We start from the raw sequence: 332 nt of genomic DNA, 5'->3' as shown, positions 1-332 counted from the left end.
TTGGCTTTGGTGGGCTTGTCGGTAACGCCTCGAATTGGTGGTTGGCCTTGATATTCATCCAGCGCTTTATTAACTCGCTGTCCGATTTCTTGGGCGGCTTGTTGCATATGCTGGTCGATTTTGGGGGTGACCTCGTCTAGGCGTTTTACCGTGGCTTGCATGCCTTCGATAGCGGCGTCTGGAAGTAGTAGGTCGTAGTGCCAGCTGGTAGACATGTCATCGAGTGAATCGCGCAGGCCTTTGACGATGTTTTTAACTTCCGTGGCGGATTGTTTTCCTAGGTCTTGCCAGTTGATGTCTCTTAAGTATTTAACTGGTTCGCCTTTGCCTAC

The 332-nt window shown here is 50.3% G+C and carries 1 pseudogene; it reads right to left on the bottom strand.

Annotated elements, in window-relative coordinates:
• Positions 1 to 236: pseudogene (locus CWC03_RS23830) on the bottom strand (hypothetical protein); the annotation flags it as partial.
• Positions 237 to 332 lie beyond the last annotated feature (96 nt).

It is taken from the genome of Pseudoalteromonas sp. S2755, assembly GCF_005886535.1.
Classification (GTDB): Bacteria; Pseudomonadota; Gammaproteobacteria; order Enterobacterales; family Alteromonadaceae; genus Pseudoalteromonas.
This window is presented reverse-complemented; position numbering and strand designations above follow the sequence as displayed.